This window comes from Cupriavidus sp. GW821-FHT07C08 (genome assembly GCF_059419025.1).
This window is the reverse complement of sequence record NZ_JBWKQZ010000003.1, coordinates 205,314-225,894: the sequence shown is the minus strand read 5'-3', so window position 1 is coordinate 225,894 and position 20,581 is coordinate 205,314. Positions and strand designations below refer to the sequence as shown.

Sequence of the window (20,581 nt, the reverse complement as noted above, 5' to 3'; positions counted from 1 at the left end):
ACGCAGCCCCACACTGAACACCATGCAGCACTTCGCCTCTGACAACTACGCCGGCTTCTGCCCGGAATCGCTCAAGTATTTCCTGGAAGCCAACGCCAGCGGCCACGAACAGGCCTACGGCGACGATACCTGGACGCAGAAGGTGTGCGACCGTATCCGCGAGCTGTTCCAGACCGACTGCGAAGTGTTCTTCGTGTTCAACGGCACGGCGGCCAACTCGCTGGCGCTGTCGGCGCTGTGCCAGTCGTACCACTCGGTGATCTGCCACGAGCTGGCGCATATCGAGACCGACGAATGCGGCGGCCCGGAGTTCTTCTCCAACGGCTCCAAGCTGCTGACCGCGCCCGGCGCCGACGGCAAGCTGACGCCGGACGCGGTCGAGGCGCTGGTCACGCGCCGCTCCGATATCCATTACCCCAAGCCCAAGGTGGTGTCGCTGACGCAGTCGACCGAAGTCGGCACCGTCTACAGCGTGGAAGAGGTGCGCGCGATCGCAGCCATCGCCAAGCGCCGCCAACTGCGCGTGCATATGGATGGCGCGCGCTTTGCCAATGCGGTGGCGTCGCTGGGCGTGCATCCGTCCGAGATCACCTGGCGCGCCGGCGTCGACGTGCTGTGTTTCGGCGGCACCAAGAACGGCCTGCCGGTGGGCGAGGCGGTGGTGTTCTTCGACCGCCGCCTGGCCGAGGACTTTGCCTACCGCGTCAAGCAGGCCGGGCAGCTGGCGTCGAAGATGCGCTTTATCTCCGCGCCGTGGCTGGGTTTGCTCGAGAACGACGTTTGGCTCGCCAACGCGCGCCATGCCAATGCGATGGCGCAGTTGCTGCAGCGGCGCATTAGCGATATTCCGGGCGTCCGCATCATGTTCCCGACGCAGTCCAACGCCGTGTTCGCCGAGCTGCCGCTGCCCGCGATCGAGGCGCTGCGCGCCAGGGGCTGGCGCTTCTATACGTTTATCGGCGCCGGCGGCTGCCGTTTCATGTGTTCATGGGACCTGCAGCCGCAGACGGTCGAGGCGCTGGCCACCGACATGCGCACGGCGTGCGGCGCCTGACCGGCATCCCATACCTATAACGACGAGACCCCTTCAGGAGCCCCCAAATGCAATACCGATTCTGCCCGCAGTGCGGCGCGCCGCTTGAGGTGCTGCCGCTGTCCGGGCGCGAACGCCACGCCTGCGTGCAGCAGGACTGTGGCTTCGTGCACTGGAACAACCCGCTGCCGGTGCTGGCGGCGGTGGTGGAGTACCAGGACAAGCTGCTGCTGGCGCGCAATGCCGCCTGGCCGGAGACCATGTTCGCGCTGGTGACGGGCTTCCTGGAGCGCGACGAGCCGCCCGAACTGGGCGTGGCGCGCGAACTGAAGGAAGAGACCAACCTCGATACCGAGTCGGTGTCGCTGATCGGCGTCTACGAGTTCATGCGCAAGAACGAGCTGATCATTGCCTACCACGTCAAGGCGACCGGCACCGTGGCGCTGTCCGAGGAGCTGGCCGACTACAAGCTGGTGGCGCCGGAGGATGTGCGCGTCTGGTCGGCCGGCACCGGCTTCGCGGTGGCCGACTGGCTGGCCGCGCGCGGCTATCCGGTGCGCTTCTTCGACCGCCAGACCGGCGCCGACATTCCCGACCCGCGCCGCCCGCACGACTTCAGCCTGGTCGGGGGTTCGCTACAATACCGGTGGTGAGGCTGGCCTCCGGCCAGCCTCCCAGCCCCCAGAATCGAAGGAAGAGACGAATGGAGTTCCAGAAAGAAGTGGATGCGCGCGGCCTGAACTGCCCGCTGCCGATCCTGCGCACCAAGAAGGCCCTGGCCGACATGGCCAGCGGCGATGTGCTCAAGGTGCTGGCCACCGATCCCGGCGCCACGCGCGATTTCCAGGCCTTTGCCAAGCAGACCGGCAATGAGCTGCTGTCGCACTCGGAAGTGGACAAGGTGTTTGTGTTCTACATGCGCCGCCGCTGACCGGCATACGGCTCCCGCACCTGACGGGACTGCACAAGGAAAAAGCCGCTCGAAAGCGGCTTTTTCCTTGTTTGCAGGCCAGCGCGATCAGCTGCCGATGCCGGTCAGGTGCTCGCGCGATTCCAGGTAGGCGCTGAAGTCAGCCCCGACTTCCGGGTGCTTCAAGGCAAATTCAACGGTTGCCTTCAGGTAGCCCAGCTTGCTGCCGCAGTCATAGCGGCGGCCCTGGTAGCGGTAGGCCAGCACCTGCTCCTGGCCCAGCAGCGACTGGATCGCGTCGGTCAGCTGCAACTCGCCGCCGGCGCCCGGCTTCAGGTCGCGCAGGTGGTCGAAGATGCGCGGGGTCAGGATGTAGCGGCCGACGACGCCCAGGTTGGACGGCGCGTCTTCCGGCGCCGGCTTCTCGATGATGCCCGAGACCTTGATCACGTCCGCATCCCATTCGCGGCCGTCGATCACGCCGTAGGAGCGGCTTTGCTCCGGCGTGATCTCCTCGACGCCCAGCACCGAGCAGTTGTAGTGGTTGAAGGTATCCACCATCTGCTTCATCACCGGCGGGTTGCCGTCGATCAGGTCATCGGCCAGCATCACCGCGAACGGGGTGTCGCCGACCAGCTTGGCCGCGCACAGCACCGCATGGCCCAGGCCCAGCGCTTCGGGCTGGCGCACGTAGAAGCACTCCACGTTGGCGGGCTTGATCGAGCGCACCACGTCCAGCAGCGCCTGCTTGTTCTTGGCCTCAAGCTCCACTTCCAGCTCGTAGGCCTTGTCGAAATGGTCCTCGATGGCGCGCTTGGAGCGGCCGGTGACAAAGATCATCTCGGTAATGCCGGCGGCCATGGCTTCTTCCACGGCGTACTGGATCAGCGGCTTGTCCACCACCGGAAGCATTTCCTTGGGGCTGGCCTTGGTGGCCGGCAGGAAGCGAGTGCCCAGGCCCGCAACCGGGAACACAGCCTTGGTGACGCGATTTTCCATATCAGGTGTACCTCTCAGATTCCAGTCCATAACCCTGCCAGCCATTGCGGGCGCCGTCTGTCCGGTTCTGTCCGACGAAGCCGGACAGAACCCCCGGCAGGCAGGGGCGTGAATGCGGCCGCCGAGCCGTCAGGCCGGCAGCCGCTGCAGCTGGCCTTGCAGCTTGGCCAGCGTCTGCTCGAAATCGGCCAGGCGCTGCGTCTCTTGCGCCACCACGGCCGGCGGTGCCTTGGCGACAAAGCTCTCGTTGGACAGCTTGGCGCGGCACTTGCCGATTTCGCCACCGATGCGCTCGACTTCCTTCGACAGGCGCGCGCGCTCGGCGGCGGCATCGATCTCGATCTTCAGCAGCAGGTGGTTGCCCCCGGCAATGGCGACCGGCGCGCCGGCGCCTTCAGCCTGCAGGGCAGCTTCATCTTCGAAGACGCGCACCTCGGAAAGTTTCGCGAGTGCCTGGATATGTGCGCTAGCCGCCTTCAGGAAGCTGCTGTCACCCTCGGCATAGAGCGGGATGCGCTGGGCCGGCGAGATGTTCATCTCGCCGCGCAGGTTGCGGCAGGCATCGATCACTTCCTTCAGGCGCGCAACCCATTGCTCGGCTTGCTCGTCGATCTTGGCGACCGCCGGCAGCGGGTAGGGCTGCAGTGCGATGGTTTCGGAGCCATCACCCTTGGCGCGGCCGGCCAGCGGGGCCACCTTCTGCCACAGCTCTTCGGTGATGAACGGGATGATGGGATGCGCCAGGCGCAGCACGGTCTCGAGCACGCGCAGCAGCGTGCGCCGCGTGGCGCGCTGCTGGGCCTCGGTGCCGTTCTGGATCTGCACCTTGGCCAGTTCCAGGTACCAGTCGCAGTATTCGTCCCAGACGAACTTGTAGATGGCGTTGGCGATATTGTCGAAGCGGTATTCGGCAAAGCCCTTCTCGACCTCGGCTTCCACGCGCTGCAGCAGCGACACGATCCAGCGGTCGGCCTGCGAGAAATCCAGGTAGCCGTCCGGGCCGCAGTCGTTGTTGCACGGGCCCATGCCGCAGTCATGGCCTTCGGTGTTCATCAGCACGAAGCGGGTCGCGTTCCACAGCTTGTTGCAGAAGTTGCGGTAGCCCTCGCAGCGGCCGGTATCGAAGTTGACGTTGCGGCCCAGCGTGGCCAGCGACGCGAAGGTGAAGCGCAGCGCGTCGGCGCCGAAGGCGGGAATGCCCTCGGGGAATTCCTTTTTCGTCTTCTTCTCGATCTTGGGCGCGTCCTTGGGGCGGCGCAGGCCGGTGGTGCGCTTCTGCAGCAGCGTGTCGAGGTCGATGCCGTCGATCAGGTCCACCGGGTCCAGCGTGTTGCCCTCGGACTTGCTCATCTTCTTGCCTTCCGAATCGCGCACCAGGCCGTGCACGTAGACGGTATGGAAGGGCACCTTGCCGATGAAGTGCTTGGTCATCATGACCATGCGCGCCACCCAGAAGAAGATGATGTCGTAGCCGGTCACCAGCACCGACGACGGCAGGAAGTGATGCATCTCGGGCGTTTCTCCCGGCCAGCCCAGCGAGGAGAAGGGCACCAGCGCCGACGAAAACCAGGTGTCGAGCACGTCTTCCTCGCGGCGCAGGCTGCCGGTGCTGCCGGCGGCCTTTGCCTTGGCCAGCGCTTCGTCTTCGGTGCGGCCGACAAAGCAGTTGCCGGCATCGTCGTACCACGCCGGGATCTGGTGGCCCCACCACAGCTGGCGCGAGATGCACCAGTCCTGGATATTGCCCAGCCACTGGTTGTAGGTGCTGATCCAGTTTTCCGGCACCAGCTTGATCTCGCCGCTCTGCACGGCTTCCAGCGCCACCTCGGCGATCGAGCGGCCCGGGTAGAAGGTGCCTTCCGGCGCCGGCTTGCTCATCGCGACGAACCACTGGTCGGTCAGCATCGGCTCGATCGCGCTGCCGGTGCGCTCGCTGCGCGGGGTCATCAGCTTGTGCTTCTTGACCTCGGCCAGCAGGCCGCGCTTGTCCAGGTCCTCGACGATGGCGCGGCGCCCGTCGAAGCGGTCCAGGCCGGCGTAGGCGGCGGGGGCGTCGGCGACGATCTTCGCGTCCAGCGTCAGGATCGACAGCTGCGGCAGGTTGTGGCGCTGGCCCACCGCATAGTCGTTGAAGTCATGGCCCGGGGTCACCTTGACCACGCCGGTGCCGAACTCGCGGTCGACGTATTCGTCGGCAATCACCGGGATCTGGCGCTCGGTCAGCGGCAGATGCACGAACTTGCCGATCAGGTGCGCATAGCGCTCGTCTTCCGGGTGGACCATCACGGCCACGTCGCCCAGCATGGTTTCGGGGCGGGTGGTGGCCACGGTCAGGTGGGTCAGGCCGCCCTTGGTGTCAGCCTCGACCAGCGGATAGTGGATATGCCACAGCGAGCCTTCTTCCTCGACGCTGTCGACTTCCAGGTCCGACACCGCGGTGCCCAGCACCGGGTCCCAGTTGACCAGGCGCTTGCCGCGGTAGATCAGGCCCTGTTCGTGCAGGCGCACGAAGGCTTCGGTGACCGCCTTCGACATCTCGGGCGACATCGTGAAGTACTCGCGGCTCCAGTCGATCGAAGCGCCCATGCGCCGCACCTGGCGGGTGATGGTCGAGCCCGACTCTTCCTTCCAGGCCCAGACCTTCTCGGTGAATTTCTCGCGGCCCAGCTCATGGCGCGACACGCCCTGCGACTCGAGCTGGCGCTCCACCACGATCTGGGTGGCGATGCCGGCGTGGTCGGTGCCCGGCACCCACAGCGTATTGGCGCCGCTCATGCGCGCATGGCGCGCCAGGCCATCCATGATGGTCTGGTTGAAAGCGTGGCCCATATGCAGCGTGCCGGTCACATTGGGCGGCGGCAACTGGATCGCAAAGTCCGGGCGGGCGGGGTCGAAGGTCGGCTGGGCGATGCCGCGCTTCTCCCACTCGGGGCCCCATTTCGCCTCGATGGCGGCGGGTTCGAAGCTTTTGGCGAGGGACTGGTCTTGGGCGGTCATGCTGGGATGTGGATATTGGCGTCGGGGGTCGTCGCAGGGTGCTTCGGCCTGCGCCTGGCGCGGCGGCGGCCGTCGGCGGCCGGCATTGCGCCAGTAAAACGTTAAATTATACGGGGGGTGGCAGGCTGGTGCCTATTTCCTGGCCATCCGGCCCCGCCGGATGTGACTTGCGCGACAGGGCCCGCCGGTATAATTGCCGTCAATCCACAAGGCTCATCCGATGTCCGACCTGCTTGCCAACCTGAACGCCGAACAACTAGCCGCCGTCACCCTGCCTGACGAACCGGCGCTGATCCTGGCGGGCGCGGGCAGCGGCAAGACCCGCGTGCTGACCACGCGCATCGCCTGGCTGATCCAGAACGGCCGGGTCTCGCCGGCGGGCATCCTGGCGGTGACCTTTACCAACAAGGCCGCCAAGGAAATGCAGACGCGGCTGTCGTCGATGCTGCCGATCAACACCCGCGGCATGTGGATCGGCACCTTCCACGGCCTGTGCAACCGCATGCTGCGCGCGCATTTCCGCGACGCGGGCCTGCCCCAGACCTTTGCCATCCTGGACAGCCAGGACCAGCTCTCGGCGCTCAAGCGGCTGCTCAAGTCGCTCAATGTCGATGATGAGAAGTACCCGGCCAAGAACCTGCAGTACTTCATCAACAACGCCAAGGAGCAGGGCCTGCGCCCGGCCGGCGTCGAGGCCAACGACGACTTCAACAAGCGCTTTGTCGACCTCTACGCCGCCTACGACCTGCAGTGCCAGCGCGAAGGCGTGGTCGACTTCGCCGAGCTGCTGCTGCGCTGCTACGAACTGCTGCGCTACAACGACGCCATCCGCCAGCATTACCAGCACCGCTTCCGCCACGTGCTGGTCGACGAGTTCCAGGACACCAACGTGCTGCAGTACCAGTGGCTCAAGCTGCTGGCCGGCTACGGCACGCAGAATCCGGCCGCGGTCTTTGCCGTCGGCGACGACGACCAGAGCATCTATGCGTTCCGTGGCGCCAACGTCGGCAATATGCGCGACTTCGAGCACGAGTTCCGCGTGCGCCGGCTGATCAAGCTGGAGCAGAACTACCGCTCGCACGGGCATATCCTGGATTCGGCCAACCACCTGATCTCGCACAACGCGCGCCGCCTGGGCAAGAACCTGCGCACCGACGCCGGCCATGGCGAGCCGGTGCGGGTGTTCCAGGGCGGCTCTGACGGCCAGGAAGCCGCCTGGATCATCGAGGAGATCCGCGACCAGATCGCGCAGGGCGCCAGCCGCGCCGAGATCGCCATCCTGTACCGTAGCAACGCGCAGTCGCGCGTGATCGAGCATGCGCTGTTCTCGGCCGGTATCGCGTACCGCGTCTATGGCGGCCTGCGCTTCTTTGAGCGCGCCGAAATCAAGCACGCGCTGGCCTACATGCAGCTGCTGGAGAATCCGCGCAACGATGCCGCCTTTGGCCGCGTGGTCAACTTCCCGGCGCGCGGCATCGGCGCGCGCTCGCTGGAAGTGCTGCAGGACATGGCGCGCCAGTACGACTGCGCGCTGGCCGAGGCGGTGGCCTACGTGCCAGGCGCGGCCGGCAGCAAGCTGGCGGCGTTTACGCGCCTGGTCGAGAAGATGCGCGAGGACACGCGCCGCATGACGCTGGCCGAGACCGTCGAGTACGTGATCAACCACAGCGGCCTGATCACCCACTACCAGGGCGAGAAGGAAGGCCAGGATCGCATCGAGAACTTGCAGGAACTGGTGACCGCCGCGCAGGCCTTCGTGGTCGAGGAAGGCTACGGCCTGGAAGCGCTGGCCGCGGTGATCCCGGTTGACCGCAGCCCCGCCGCCCCGGCACTGGCCGACGGCGACCAGGCCCAGCAGGTGCTGGATCCGGAAGCGCTGCCGGTGGTGATGACGCCGCTGGTCGCGTTCCTGACCCATGCCTCGCTGGAAGCCGGCGACAACCAGGCCCAGGCCGGCCAGGACGCGGTGCAGATGATGACCGTGCACGCGGCCAAGGGGCTGGAGTTCGACGTGGTCTTCATCACCGGGATGGAAGAGGGCCTGTTCCCGCACGAGAACAGCATGATGGACCCGGACGGCGTGGAAGAAGAGCGCCGCCTGATGTACGTGGCGATCACGCGTGCGCGCAAGCGGCTCTACATGTCGTTCGCGCAAAGCCGCATGCTGCACGGCCAGACCCGCTACCACGTGCGCTCGCGCTTCTTCGAGGAACTGCCCGAGGCCTCGCTCAAGTGGCTGACGCCGCCGGCGCAGGGCTACGGCGGCGTGCGCCGCCAGGAGCGCGACAGCGCCTGGGGCCGCGACTGGTTCCGCAAGCCCGAGGACGTGCCCTATACCGGCACGCGCCCCACCGGCGGCATGGACAACGGCAACGGCTATGCCGATGCCAAGCGCGAGGCCGGCACCGGCTTCCGGGTGGGGCAGTCGGTGTTCCACAACAAGTTTGGCGAAGGCGTGATCACCGCGCTGGAAGGCGAGGGCACGGACGCACGCGCCAATATCAACTTCAAGCGCAACGGCGCCAAGTGGCTGGCGCTGTCGGTGGCGAAGCTGGACGCGATCGACTGAGCGGGTCCGGCTTCGCTGCGCGCCATGCCGCGCCCCGGGCGGCTCAGGGCAGGGCGTGGCGGACCTCGCCAGCCTTTTCGTCGGGGCTGTCCACCGTCAGCAGCGGATTGATGAACAGCGAGGCCAGCGCGCCGACCCCGAGCAGCGCCCCCGAGATCATGAACGGCAGGTCATAGCTGCCGGTCCGCTCGATCAGGTAGCCGAACACCACCGGCGACACCATGCCGGCCACGCCGAAGCCGGTGTTCATCATGCCGCCCGCGGTGCCGGCGTACTTGCCGGCGATGTCCAGCGGCAGGCTCCACAGCACCGCGTTGGTCAGCTCCAGGAAGAAGAACGACAGCGACAGCAGGATCACCGCGTTGACGGCATCGGCCGTGAAGGTCATCGGCGCGATGAACATCAGCGAGCCGGCCAGCCCCACGAACAGGACCGCGCCGCGCGCCAGGCGCAGGTTGCCGGTGCGCTTGTAGATGCGGTCCGACAGCACGCCGCCGAGCGTATCGCCGACCACGCCGGCCATCAGCGGCAGCGCGGTGAACAGCGCCAGCTGCTTCAGGTCGAAGCCGCGTGCCTCCTTCAGGTATGAAGGCAGCCACGTCAGGTAGACCCACAGCGACCAGCCGTAGCAGAAGTCGACGAAGGTCACCAGCCACATGCGCCGGAACAGGCGCCGCCACGGCGTGGCCGCCTTGGCGGCCTGCCGGCTATCGCCACGTCGGTAGCCGATCTCCTGCAGCTCCTGCGCCGTGACGCGGCGGTGCTTGTCGGGCGAGTCCTTGAAAAAGAAGGCGTACAGCAAGGTCCAGCCGAGGCTGACCGCGCCCAGCACGATGAAGGCTTCGCGCCAGCCGGCGGCGGCCACGATGATCAGCACGATCGGCGGCGTGATCGCACCGCCCAGCCGCGCGAAGCTGTGGGTGATGCCCTGCGCGAACCCGCGCTCCGCCACCGGCATCCAGTAGGTGAAGGCGCGCGTTGCGGTCGGGAATGCACCGCCTTCGCCGATGCCCAGCACGAAGCGCAGCACCACCAGCATCAGCACGCTGCCCGCGAAGCCGGTCAGCACGGTGGCCACGCCCCAGATCAGCGACAGCACGATCAGCACCTTCTTGGGCCCGAACTTGTCGGCCATCCAGCCGCCGAGGATCTGCATGGCGGCATAGGGGTAGGCAAAGGCCGAGAACACCAGCCCCAGCTGCGATGTGGTCAGCCCCATTTCCTCGCGGATCAGGGGGGCGGCGACCGAGATGTTGACGCGGTCGATATAGGCGATGAAGTACATCAGGCACATGACGCCCAGGATCATGTGCCGGGTCTTGATACGTTGCTTCATAACCACCTCCTATGCGCGGCGCGCGCGTGGTGTTGACGGGGCGGCGGCCGGCGCACGGTCCGTAGCCATGCGCTTGCGGCGCGCCAGGGGCGCGGCGCCGGCCGCGCTGCCCCGTCCTTGAGCAATCTGTCTGCAGTCTTGAGTCGTGTCTCCTGGTCTGGTGGATTCCGGTCGGGGCAGGCTCCTTGGCGAGGGTTGTGGAAAGGGGGGGAAGGTTCAGGCGTGGTCGAGCAGCTTCAGCCGCTGCACCTTGCCGGACGGGCCGCGCGGCAGCTCGGCGATAAAGCGGAACTCCTTCGGCGTCTTGTAGCGGCCCAGCTCGCGCAGGCAATGCGCGCGCAGCGCCGCGTCGTCGCAGCGCGCGGCCTCGCGCATGACCACGTAGGCGACGATCTCCTGCCCGTAGGCCGGGTCCGGCACGCCGACCGCCGCGGCTTCGAGCACGGCCGGATGGCGCAGCAGCGCCTCGTCGATCTCGCGCGGGGCGATGTTCTCGCCGCCCTTGATGATCAGTTCCTTGGCGCGCCCGGTGATGTAGAAATAGCCATCGGCGTCGCGGTAGCCGAGGTCGCCCGTGCGCAGCCAGCCGTCGTGCGTAAAGGCCTCCCGCGTGATGTCCGGCGCCTTGTAGTAGCCCGCCATCACACTCTCGCCCTGCAGCACGATCTCGCCGACCTGTCCGTCAGGCACCGGCTTGCCGTCGCGACCGAGCACGCGTGCGCGCGTGCCGGATGGCCGGCCGATGCTGCCGATGCGCCGCCGGCCCGGGTCGAGCGGATTGCTGAACGCCGGTGCGGCAGTCTCGGTCATGCCCATGGTCTCTATCACGCCGATGCCGAAGCGCGCCTCGAAGGCGCGGTGATGCTCGGGCGGCAGCGCGGCCGAGGCCGAGCGGCAGAAGCGCACGCCGGCGGGGGCCTGGCCGTGCGGATCGTTCAGCAGGTAGGCGATGATGGTCGGCACCACGTTCAGCCAGGTGCAGCCGTGGCGCGCGCTGTCCTGCCAGAACGCGCTGGCGGAGAAGCGCATCGGCATCACCACCGAGCCGCCGTGCACCAGCGGCGCGATCGCGGTCACGACCAGGCCATTGATGTGGTACAGCGGCAGCGTCGCCAGCACCCGGTCGGCCGGCCCGAGGCAGTGCTCGCGGCTGACGTTGGCGCCATTGGCCATCAGGTTGCGCTGCGTCAGCAGCACGCCTTTGGGCGTGCCGGTGGTGCCGGACGTGTACATGAGCAGCGCGGGCGCGTCCGGCTGCGGTGGGGGCAGTGGCGACGCAGCGTCATGCGTGGCCGGCAGTGCCGGCAGGCTGTTGGCGTCGGGCGCGGTGACGATCACCGGCACGTCCAGCCCGGCCTCGCGCAACCCCTCGCGGATGGCGGCTTCTCCGTCGGGCCAGGTGAAGACCAGCCGGGTATCCGAATGCGCAAGGATGTAGCGCAGCTGGGCTGGCTGGCACAGCAGGTTGATCGGGTTGACGACCAGCCCGCTAGCCATGGTGCCGAGCAAGAGCCGCGCGGTCTGCTCGCCGTTGGGCAGGTACACCGACACCGTCTGCCCGCTGCCGAGGCCTGCTGCCGCATAGCTGCGGCCGAGCGTGCCGGCGTCGGCCGCCAGCGCGCCGAACGTGAGCACATGGCCGCTGTCCGGGGACAACAGGTAGGGCTTGTCGGGCCACTGCGCGGCACGCACGGCCACCAGCGCGGCAAGCGTGTCAAACACTTCGGGTTCCGTGCGCGCGTTCATTTGCCGACCCTCGCGAAGTAATCGCCCAGCAGGTCCGCTTCATCGGGCACGTGCTCGGCGATGGGCACGGCGATGCGGGTGATGTTCAGGTATTGGCGCCAGCCGAGGTTGTCCGAGAAGTTGTTGCCGCCCCAGGTGCCGCAGCCCATGGACAGCGAGAACGGCAGGCCGTTGTCAAAATTCCCGCCGGTGGCGAAGCAATGCGCCTGGTTCACGATCACGCGCGCCACCGGCAGTTCCTGTCCAAGCTGCAGTGCATGACGCGGGTTGGACGAATGCAGGCTGACCGAATGCCCTGCGCCCATATAGGCGTACAGGCTCGCCACGCGCTCGACCGCGGCCGCGAAGTCGGCGGCGCGGTACAGCGTCAGCACGGGCGAGAGCTTTTCGCCGGAGAAGGGGTAGTCGCTGCCGACGCTGGCTTCTTCCACCAGCAGCATCGCGGGCTGCAGCGCGCGCACGCGTTCCAGCCCGGCGAGTTCGGCAATGCGGGCCGCGCTCTGTCCCGTGAAGGTGCCGGCGAGCTTGCCGTCGCGCCACATCAGCGCCTGCAGCCGCGCTTTCTCCGAAGCCGTGAGCAGCACGCCGCCGACCGCCGCCAGGGCGTCGAGCATGGGTGTGTAGACGGCGTCGAGCACGACCAGGCTGTTCTCTGAAGAGCAACTGGTGGCGTTGTCGAAGGTCTTGGAACGCACCACCTTGGCGGCCGCGTCATCCAGCGCGGCGCTGGCGTCGATGATCGATGCCACATTGCCGGCGCCCACGCCGAAGGCCGGCGTGCCGCAGGTGTAGGCCATGCGCACGTTGGCCTGCGAGCCGGTCGCGACCACCAGGTCAGCCTGCCGCATAAGCTCTGCCGTCGCGGCCTTCGAGACCGGCGCGGGCAGCATCTGGACCAGGTCGGGGGGCAGGCCGGCGCGGGCAAACTCGGCGTGGATGAACGATAGCAGCAGCGCGCAGGTGTCCTGCCCCTTCGGCGACGGCGCCACGATCACGCTGTTGCCGCACTTGAGCGCGTTGATGATCTTGTTGGCCGGCGTGGCCGCGGGATTGGTCGATGGGGTGATGGCCGCCACCACGCCCACGGGCCGCGCGATCTCGGTGATGCCGGCTGCCGCATCCTGTGCGATCACGCCCACCGTCTTGCGGCCATGCAGGTCGCGCAGCAGGCCCAGCGTCTTGCGGTGGTTCTTGCGGATCTTGTCGTCGACATTGCCCAGGCCGGTGTCGGCGACGGCACGCTCGGCCAGCTGGCGGTTGCGCGCGGGCTCCATGATGGCCCACGCCGTAGCGGCGACTGCCGTGTCGACGGTGGCCTGGCCGGCACGCGCGAACTCGCGCTGCGCCTGCCTGGCCCGGGCCACGACCGCAGCGACGGCTTCGGCCGCGGCTTGCGCTGGCTGCGCGGGCAGGGATGCCGTCGGTAGGGGCAAATCGGAATTGTTGGACTGCCGGCGATGCAGTATTTGCACACTCATGGATTCGACTCCGCGGTTTGGACGGGTAGGGCCGCCGCGCTTTGTCGTGCACTTCGCGGCACCGTCGGCGGCCCTGGATCGAATCTAGTGAAGCGGGGCAGACAGTCCGTCCCAATTTGTGCGCTTTCGCGAGCGCGCAGCCGGGGTGCGATCCAGAATTCAGTTTTCGGGACGGCCATGCGTCCCGGAATCCTTTAAATTTGATCCATGAGCAATCACTCGAATGCCGCCGCGGTGCGCGCCTTCCGCATTCTCGAGATCCTGTCCGCGGCCGACGGGCCCCTGTCGCTGGCGGCCATCGTGCAGGCGATCGAGTTGCCGAAGCAGACCGTCCACCGCATCCTCAAGCAGCTGGAAAGCACGTGGCTGGTGTCGCGCACGGCTGGCAACCGCCACTACGAGTGCTCATCGCGCGTGCGGCAGCTGGCTGTCAATGTGCTGATGCAGGCAGGTCCGGCGGCGGCGCGCCATGCGATCCTGCAGCAACTGGTCGACAAGATCGGGGAGACCTGCAACCTGACCATGCTGTCCGGCGACGACGTGGTCTACCTGGACCGCGTGGAAACGCAATGGCCGCTGCGCATGCACCTGCAGCCGGGCTCGCGGGTGCCGCTGCACTGCACCGCCAGCGGCAAGCTGCTGCTGGCGTTCCTGCCGAGCGCGCAGCGCCAGCGCCTGGTTGCCAGCCTGCCGCTGCGCGCACACTCGGCGCACACCATCACCAATGCCGAGGCCTTGCACGCGGAACTGGCCGAGACGCGGCAGCGGCGCCTGGGGGTCAACAATCAGGAAAACCTGGAAGGCATGATCGCGGTCGCGGTGCCGGTGATGCGCAACCGGACCCGCGCCTGCGCGGCGATTGCCGTGCAGGTGCCAATGGCGCGCATGACGATGGACCAGCTGATGGGATTCGTGCCGGACCTGCGCCTGGCAGCGGACGAGATGGTGAAGACGTTCTGCGAATAGCCCGTGACGCGAGAGGCAAGCGCGGGCCTTGATCGATTGAGGCAAAAAAACCGGCACGCTGCCGGTTTTTTTGCCTGTTCAGGCGCCCGGCACTGCCGGCGCGGCCGGATCCACCCCCGGCGGCGTCACGTTGAAGCAGCCCCGGTACGTCGCATAGAACGAGCAGTACAGGATCGCCAGCATCAGCAGCGAATACGGCGTGACCAGGAACGACAGCACCGTCTCCGCGCCGAAGGCGCTGAACACCGCCTCCAGGAAGAACGGGATCGCCACCAGCAGCATCGCGAACAGCACCGCGTAGGTGAAGAACGCGCCGCGGTTGCGCCAGCACGCGGTCCAGCTGAAGAACAGCGCCTTGACCGGCGACACGCCGTGCCAGGCCGCCAGCAGCGGCGCGAACCAGAACATCATCGCGATCGGCGTGTACAGCAGTGCGCCGATCAGCATGGCGTAGTACAGCTGGCGCACCGCTTCGGCGGTCGGCGCTTCTTCCTTCAGCACGATCGGCACCAGCGCGCTCATGTCGACCACCGAGCCGGCGATCAGCCCCAGCACGAACACCAGCCCGGCGTAGATGCCGCCCAGTACCAGCAGGTTGCGCGTTGCTTCCTTGCCGTTGGCGCGGAAGCCCGCCAGCAGCACGGTGGGCATCACCCGCTTGTTCTGGATCACGTCGCGGCATGCGGTCATCACGCCGACCGACAGGCCGGGGGTGACCACCAGCAGCGCGATGATGCCGATCAGCGGCACCACGATGGCCAGCTGCGCGGCGATCAGGTAGACGAACAGCAGCATCAGGAAGGTCAGCGGGTTCTTGCGGAACAGCCAGATGCCCTGGCGGAACCACGTGTAGCCTTCCTTGGCAGGGACTTCCAGTAGTTGCATACGGATCAGATCCAGGGGAGCGGGGCGCTTGCAGGGTCCGCGCCGATGCGACGGCGCAGGATGCGTTCGAAATGGGTCGGGTCGTGCGGTTGCAGCATGTCGGCCTCGCGCGGCAGGTAGAAGTCCCACAGTCGCGACACCCAGAAGCGCAGCGCACCCGCGCGCAGCATGTCCTGCCAGTGCGCGGCCTCGGTGGCGGTCAGCGGCCTCACGGCATGATAAGCCCGCAGCAGGGCCTGCGTGCGAGCGGGGTCGAGTTCGCCGCTGGCCAGGTCGATGCACCAGTCGTTGACGGTGACCGCCACATCGAACAGCCACTTGTCGTTGCCGGCGAAGTAGAAGTCGAAAAATCCGCCCAGGCGGTGGCGTCCGCTGCCGTCTTCCTCGAACAGCGCGTTGTCGCGGAACAGGTCGCAGTGGCACGGGCCTGCGCCCAGGCCGGCGTAGTCCGCGCTGGCGAAGAAGGCGGCCTGGTGGGCGATCTCCTGCTGCAGCAGCGCGCGCTGGCCGGCATCCAGGAAGGGCAGGATCTCGGGCTCGGTCTGCTGCCACCAGGGCAGGCTGCGCAGGTTGGGCTGCTGGCGCGCATAGTCCTGGCCGGCCAGGTGCATGCGTGCCAGCATGTCGCCCACTTCAGCGCAGTGCTGCGCGTCGGGCGCCAGCTGCGACGCCCCGGGCAGGCGCGTGACGATGGTGGCGGGCTTGCCCTTGAGCGGGCGCAGGATCTCGCCGTCGCGCGCCGGGATCGGCGCGGGCACGCGGATGCCGCGCTCGGCCAGGTGCGCCATCAGGTGCAGGTAGTAGGGCAGCTGCGCGAACGTGAGCCGCTCGAAAATGGTCAGCACGTACTGGCGCGTCTGGCCATCGTGCTCCATGGTGAGGAAGAAATTGCTGTTCTCGATGCCCGAGGCGATGCCGCGCAGCTCGCGCACTTCGCCAAGGTTGAAATCCAGCAGCCAGTGGGCGATCTCGTCCTGCGAGACCGTGGTGAATACGGCCATACTCGTTGTGTGAAGCGAATCGGAAAGCGGCGGGCACCAGTTTCGGACAAAGTCCGGGCCGCCGCCGCGGCATGACACTGCCGGAGGGCCGGCGCGGCCTGGGGCTTACGCCAGGCCGTGGGCAAGCGAGCTCAGAACTTCAGGTTGACCGAAGGCACGCGGTTGACATCGTGCTCGCGGATCTTGGGCGAGCTGTCTTCCGGCTTGCTCATCTCGTACTTGGTGCCGAAACCCGATTTGACCTGGATATCGGTGGCCCGTCCCTTGTCGCGGTACTCGCGCACCTGGGTGCCATCGCGTTCATTGAGCTGGAAGCTCGGCTGGCGCGGCTGGTTCAGTTGCGACTTGGCCGCCGGGGCGATCGGCTGGTTGTTGATCTGGTTCAGCTCCTGCTGCGTCAGCGCATTGCTTTCCTGCGCGACGGCCCAGCCGGAAGCCAGCGCCAGCGCGGCGGCCGCCACGGCGGCGAGGCTGGACACGGACCGCCTGGCAGGCGATTCAGGCTCGCCGGCCACGGCGGAAGACCGCGTGGGCCGGACCGAGCGGGCGGTGGAGGGGGAGGTCATCAGGTGCTCCTGTGCGGGGCTGCGGCGCAGCTTGCGCGCAACCTCGCGGCATGCGGCGGTTGGACTGCAACCCGGCGGCGCCGGGCTTGGCAGACGGACAGGTTCCATTCTAGCAATTCCTGCCGTGCGCAGGCCGCCGCCGTGCCCCGGGGGGCACCTGCGCAACGGGCGCCGGGTGCCGGGTACGTGGCTTGGCGCGGCGCGCCTGGCGTCCCATGCCTTACAGGTAGAACATCTCTTCCTTGGGCGGGATCGGCTTGTCGCCGCCGCGCTGCTCGTAGTAGTCGTAGACCGCTTCCAGCACTTCGTGCGGCTCGTCGACGATCTTCATCAGGTCCAGGTCGTGCTCGGCGATCAGGCCCATCGGCAGCAGCGTGAAGCGGAACCAGTCCAGCAGGCCCTTCCAGAAGCGGCTGCCGAACATGATCACCGGCACCGAGCGCGACTTGCCGGTCTGCACCAGCGTCAGCACCTCGGCCAGTTCGTCGAGCGTGCCGAAGCCGCCCGGCATCACGATGAAGGCGTCCGAATTCTTGACGAAGGTGACCTTGCGCGTGAAGAAGTGGCGAAAGCGCATGGCAATGTCCTGGTACGGATTGCCCTGCTGCTCGTGCGGCAGTTCGATGTTCAGGCCGACGCTGGCGGACTTGCCGGCGTGCGCGCCCTTGTTGGCCGCTTCCATGATGCCCGGACCGCCGCCCGAGATCACGGCAAAGCCGGCGTCCGAAAACAGCCGGGCGATCTCGATGGTGCGCTGGTAGTACGGCGAATCCTCGCGCAGGCGCGCGCTGCCGTAGATCGACACGGCCGGGCGGATCTCGGAGAGGTACTCGGTGGCCTCGATGAACTCTGCCATAATCGTGAACATTTGCCACGAGGCGCGCGCCTTCTTTGCGGTAGCGCGGTCTTCGTCGGCCAGCGCACGCAGGCTGGGGATCATCTTGCGCGGATTGGCGCGCGCGGCCGCAGCAGCGGCCTTTTCAGCAGTAACTTCGGGCGGATGGCCCGCGGCAGCAGCATCGGCCGCCGCGGCGATGGCCGCGGCGTGCTCGGAAGCAGCCTCCGGCGGGGGTTGCACGGTATCGCCGGAAATGTCGGAAACATCCGGGTCAGCAAGGGGGGCGGTCGAGGCACCGCCTGCAGCGGCACCAGTCAATTTTGAGTCCATGGGAATGTCGGATAGTCCAAAAACACTCTTGCTCGTCGACGGATCGAGCTATCTGTATCGCGCTTATCACGCTCTGCCGGACCTGAGGAATGGGGAGGGTCTGCCCACAGGGGCAATCTACGGCATGATCAACATGCTGCGCAAGTTGCGCAACGACTACCCGGCAGAGTATAGCGCCTGCGTGTTCGACGCAAAGGGCAAGACCTTCCGCGACGACATGTATCCGGCCTACAAGGAACATCGCCCGTCGATGCCGGAAGACCTGGCGCGCCAGATCGAGCCGATCCATGAGGCCGTGCGCGCCATGGGCTGGCCGATCGTGGTGGTGGACGGCGTGGAGGCCGACGACGTGATCGGCACGCTGTCGCGCCAGGCCACGGAGCAGGGCGTGCGCACGGTGGTGTCCACCGGCGACAAGGACCTGGCGCAACTGGTCAACGACCAGGTCACGCTGGTCAACACCATGAGCGGCGAGGTGCTCGATCCCCCTGGCGTGGTGGCCAAGTTCGGCGTGCCGCCCGAGCGCATCATCGACTACCTGTCGCTGATCGGTGATGCGGTCGACAACGTGCCGGGCGTGCCCAAGGTCGGCCCCAAGACCGCGGTCAAATGGCTGGCCGAGCATGGCTCGCTCGACGGCGTGATGGCCGCCGCCCCCGGCATCAAGGGCGTGGTGGGCGAGAACCTGCGCAATACGCTGGACTGGCTGCCGATGGCGCGCCAGCTGGTCACGGTCAAGACCGACTGCGACCTCTCCGCCGCGGTGGCGGACTTCCACGCGCTGCGCGAAATCGGCGAGGACAAGGACAAGCTGGTGGCGTTTTTCTCGCGCTACGGCTTCAAGACCTGGCTGCGCGAGGCGACCGGTGAAAGCCTGCCCGATGCCCGAGCCCAGGCCCGCGCCCGCGCGGCCGCCGCCCCCGCGCAAGGCGGCCTGTTCGATGCGCCGGCCACGGCCGGCGCAGCCGAGGCACCGGCAGCAGACGAGGCCGCGCCGACCGAGATCCGCTACCAGACGGTCAGCACCGAAGCCCAGCTGGAAGACTGGATGCGGCGCATCGAGGCCGCGCCGCTGGTGGCGATCGACACCGAGACCACCTCGCTGGACCCGATGCAGGCGCAGCTGGTCGGCATCTCGCTGTCGGTGGTGGCGGGCGAGGCCTGCTATATCCCGGTGGCGCACCGTGGACCGGACGTGGCCGGGCTGCCCGACCACGGCCAGCTGTCGCGCGAGTTCGTGCTGGAGCGCATGCGCGCATGGCTGGAAGATGCCAGCCGCCCGAAGCTGGGCCAGAACCTCAAGTACGACGTCCATGTCTTTGCCAACCATGGCGTGAAGCTGCGCGGCGTGGCGCACGACACCATGCTGCAGAGCTACGTGCTGGCCTCGCACCGCAACCATGGCATGGACAGCCTGGCCGAGCGCCTGCTGAGCCTGAAGACCATCACCTATGAAGAGGTGTGCGGCAAGGGCGCCAGCCAGATCGGCTTCGACCAGATCGACCTGGCGCGCGCCACCGAATACGCCGCCGAAGACGCTGACGTGACGCTGCGCCTGCACCGCAAGATGTTCCCGCAGGTGGAAGCCGCGGCGGGCCTGCGCCGCGTGTATGAAGAGATCGAGATGCCGGTTTCGGTGGTGCTGCAAAAGGTCGAGCGCAACGGCGTGCTGATCGATGCCGAACGCCTGGCCGCGCAGAGCGCCGAGCTGGGCCAGCGCATGCTGGCGCTGGAGCAGGCCGCCTACGAAGCCGCGGGCCAGCCGTTCAACCTGGGCTCGCCCAAGCAGATCGGCGAGATCCTGTTCAGCCAGATGAAGCTGCCGGTGGTGAAGAAGACCGCCAGCGGCGCGCCCTCGACCGACGAAGAGGTGCTGCAGAAGCTGGCCGAGGACTACCCGCTGCCCAAGCTGCTGCTGGACTACCGCGGCCTGGCCAAGCTCAAGTCCACCTATACCGACAAGCTGCCGAAGATGGTCAACCCGCAGACCGGCCGTGTGCACACCAGCTACGGCCAGGCCACCGCGGTGACCGGCCGGCTGGCGTCGACCGAGCCCAACCTGCAGAACATCCCGGTGCGCACCGAGGAAGGCCGCCGCATCCGCGAAGCCTTTATCGCCGAGCCGGGCAGCGTGATCGTGTCGGCCGACTATTCCCAGATCGAGCTGCGCATCATGGCCCATATCTCGGGCGACGAGAACCTGCTGCGCGCCTTTGCCAACGGCGAGGACATCCACCGCGCCACCGCCGGCGAGATCTTCGGCGTCGAGCGCGAGGCCGTCAGCAGCGAGCAGCGCCGCTACGCCAAGGTGATCAACTTCGGCCTGATCTACGGCATGAGCGCGTTCGGCCTGGCCGGCAACCTGGGCATCGAGCGCGAGGCCGCCAAGCACTATATCGACCGCTATTTCATGCGCTATCCCGGCGTGGCCCACTACATGGAAGAGACCCGGCAGACCGCGCGCGAGCAGGGCTATGTCGAGACCGTGTTCGGGCGCCGGCTGTGGTTGCCCGACATCAACGGCGGCAGCGGCCCGCGCCGCCAGGCCGCCGAGCGTGCCGCCATCAACGCGCCGATGCAGGGCACCGCTGCCGACCTGATCAAGCTGTCGATGATCGCGGTGCAGGACTGGCTGGAGCGCGACGGGCTGCAGACGCGCCAGATCATGCAGGTGCACGATGAACTGGTGCTGGAAGTGCCGGAGCACGAACTGGAGCTGGTCAAGGTGCGGCTGCCGGAGCTGATGTGCTCGGTGGCGCAGCTGCGCGTGCCGCTGGTGGCCGAAGTGGGCAGCGGCGCCAACTGGGAAGAAGCGCACTGATGAGGCGGCCTGTCAGCCAGCCTGCGCCGCCCGTGCGTTGTGGTATCGAATGAAGCGACTGCTGAGTCTGGCTTACCGGCTTGCCAGGTATGCTGCAATGCAGCAG

Annotated in this window: 15 protein-coding genes; 6 read left to right on the top strand and 9 right to left on the bottom strand. The window is 67.3% G+C overall.

The features are described from left to right. The first annotated feature begins 22 nt into the window (after nt 1–22). The 3 genes from AC07UK_RS06225 to AC07UK_RS06215 are packed head-to-tail and all read left to right on the top strand — an operon-like array spanning nt 23 to nt 1,964. Complete coding sequence (locus AC07UK_RS06225; RefSeq protein ID WP_494685965.1) at nt 23–1,054, top strand: threonine aldolase family protein; 1,032 nt, start codon at nt 23–25, stop codon at nt 1,052–1,054. 47 nt (nt 1,055–1,101) lie between these two features. Next, entirely contained in the window at nt 1,102–1,686 is a 585-nt protein-coding gene (locus AC07UK_RS06220; RefSeq protein WP_013957551.1) for an NUDIX domain-containing protein, read from the top strand. Nucleotides 1,687–1,736: 50 nt separating this feature from the next. Next, nucleotides 1,737–1,964 carry a sulfurtransferase TusA family protein gene (locus AC07UK_RS06215; protein WP_010813669.1) on the top strand — a complete coding sequence of 76 codons (228 nt, stop codon included), beginning with the start codon at nt 1,737–1,739 and terminating at the stop codon, nt 1,962–1,964. 87 nt (nt 1,965–2,051) lie between these two features. Here AC07UK_RS06215 and galU read toward each other — a convergent pair whose 3' ends face one another. After that, nucleotides 2,052–2,942, bottom strand: coding sequence for a UTP--glucose-1-phosphate uridylyltransferase GalU (gene galU / locus AC07UK_RS06210; RefSeq protein ID WP_436222320.1), 891 nt, complete (start codon nt 2,940–2,942; stop codon nt 2,052–2,054). 129 nt (nt 2,943–3,071) lie between these two features. Then, entirely contained in the window at nt 3,072–5,939 is a 2,868-nt protein-coding gene (locus AC07UK_RS06205) for a valine--tRNA ligase (protein WP_494685964.1), read from the bottom strand. 220 nt (nt 5,940–6,159) lie between these two features. Between AC07UK_RS06205 and AC07UK_RS06200 the strand changes: the two genes are divergently transcribed. Beyond that, the gene (locus tag AC07UK_RS06200) at nt 6,160–8,508 is read left to right on the top strand and encodes a UvrD-helicase domain-containing protein (protein ID WP_436222318.1); all 2,349 of its coding nucleotides are present in this window, start codon (nt 6,160–6,162) and stop codon (nt 8,506–8,508) included. 43 nt (nt 8,509–8,551) lie between these two features. Here the strand turns inward: AC07UK_RS06200 and AC07UK_RS06195 are convergent, their stop codons facing one another. From AC07UK_RS06195 to sauS, 3 genes are all read right to left on the bottom strand, one after another. Next, entirely contained in the window at nt 8,552–9,844 is a 1,293-nt protein-coding gene (locus AC07UK_RS06195) for an MFS transporter (protein ID WP_436222317.1), read from the bottom strand. 216 nt (nt 9,845–10,060) lie between these two features. Continuing rightward, a complete protein-coding gene (locus AC07UK_RS06190; RefSeq protein ID WP_436222316.1) occupies nt 10,061–11,590 on the bottom strand; it encodes an acyl--CoA ligase in 1,530 nt (509 codons plus the stop codon). Next, the gene (gene sauS, locus AC07UK_RS06185) at nt 11,587–13,068 is read right to left on the bottom strand and encodes an acylating sulfoacetaldehyde dehydrogenase (RefSeq protein WP_436222315.1); all 1,482 of its coding nucleotides are present in this window, start codon (nt 13,066–13,068) and stop codon (nt 11,587–11,589) included. Before sauS ends, AC07UK_RS06190 begins: the two co-directional genes overlap by 4 nt. Nucleotides 13,069–13,275: 207 nt before the next feature. Between sauS and AC07UK_RS06180 the strand changes: the two genes are divergently transcribed. Continuing rightward, complete coding sequence (locus AC07UK_RS06180) at nt 13,276–14,034, top strand: IclR family transcriptional regulator (RefSeq protein WP_013957544.1); 759 nt, start codon at nt 13,276–13,278, stop codon at nt 14,032–14,034. Nucleotides 14,035–14,112: 78 nt separating this feature from the next. Here the strand turns inward: AC07UK_RS06180 and AC07UK_RS06175 are convergent, their stop codons facing one another. The 4 genes from AC07UK_RS06175 to AC07UK_RS06160 all read right to left on the bottom strand — a co-directional run bounded on the left by AC07UK_RS06175 (nt 14,113) and on the right by AC07UK_RS06160 (nt 17,654). Beyond that, nucleotides 14,113–14,919: a BPSS1780 family membrane protein gene (locus tag AC07UK_RS06175; protein WP_436222313.1), complete on the bottom strand. Its 807-nt coding sequence runs from the start codon at nt 14,917–14,919 to the stop codon at nt 14,113–14,115. A gap of 5 nt (nt 14,920–14,924) precedes the next feature. Then, nucleotides 14,925–15,920 (bottom strand): homoserine kinase, encoded by a 996-nt coding sequence (locus AC07UK_RS06170; RefSeq protein WP_436222312.1) that lies wholly within the window; start codon nt 15,918–15,920, stop codon nt 14,925–14,927. A gap of 131 nt (nt 15,921–16,051) precedes the next feature. Then, nucleotides 16,052–16,486: a membrane protein gene (locus tag AC07UK_RS06165; protein ID WP_013957541.1), complete on the bottom strand. Its 435-nt coding sequence runs from the start codon at nt 16,484–16,486 to the stop codon at nt 16,052–16,054. Between the two features lie 220 nt (nt 16,487–16,706). After that, a complete protein-coding gene (locus tag AC07UK_RS06160) occupies nt 16,707–17,654 on the bottom strand; it encodes an LOG family protein (protein ID WP_494685963.1) in 948 nt (315 codons plus the stop codon). 4 nt (nt 17,655–17,658) lie between these two features. Between AC07UK_RS06160 and polA the strand changes: the two genes are divergently transcribed. After that, nucleotides 17,659–20,475, top strand: coding sequence for a DNA polymerase I (polA, locus tag AC07UK_RS06155; RefSeq protein WP_494685962.1), 2,817 nt, complete (start codon nt 17,659–17,661; stop codon nt 20,473–20,475). Nucleotides 20,476–20,581: the final 106 nt, after the last annotated feature.